The 579-nt window shown below is 69.1% G+C and carries 1 protein-coding gene; it reads right to left on the reverse strand.

What is annotated here, in order from left to right:
- A partial coding sequence (locus tag FJR74_RS08445) for a proton-conducting transporter transmembrane domain-containing protein (RefSeq protein ID WP_503465751.1) occupies positions 1-550 on the reverse strand: 550 nt, incomplete at its 3' end.
- Positions 551-579: the final 29 nt, after the last annotated feature.

Below are 579 nucleotides of genomic sequence, written 5' to 3' on the forward strand. Positions count from 1 at the left end.
CTCCGGTATCCGCGAAAAGTGTTGCCGCACCGAGCGCCAGCGTGATCAGGCCCATGTTCTCGGTCGTCGAATAGGCCAGCAGCCGTTTGAGATCGGCGGCCACCGAAGCCTGCAGCACCCCATACAGCGCGGACGTGCCGCCCACGGCCAGCAGCGCAAGCCCCCACCAGCGTGGGCCCGGCCCCAGCAGCTGCAGATCGAAACGGACGATGCCGTAGATGCCCAGGTTGACCATCGCCGCGCTCATCAACGCCGACACCGGGCTCGGCGCCTCCGGGTGGGCCCGCGGCAGCCAGGCGTGCAGTGGCACCAGGCCCGCCTTCGAACCAAACCCGACCAGCGTGAGCATAAATACGGCGGCGCGGACCCCGTCGCAGACTGCCCCGAGGCCGGCGAACCGGTCGGAACCCCCGGCCGCCGCCAACACCACCAGCCCGACCAGGATTGCGATGAATCCCAGCTGAGTCATCACGGCGTACCACAGGCCCGCCGAGCGGACCTGCGGGCGGGCGTGCTCGGAGAGCACCAGGATCAGCGACGCGATCGCCATCAGCTCCCACGCCAGCAGAAACGTCGTCA

This window comes from Metamycoplasma neophronis, assembly GCF_006491995.1.
GTDB lineage: Bacteria > Bacillota_I > Bacilli_A > Mycoplasmatales > Metamycoplasmataceae > Metamycoplasma > Metamycoplasma neophronis.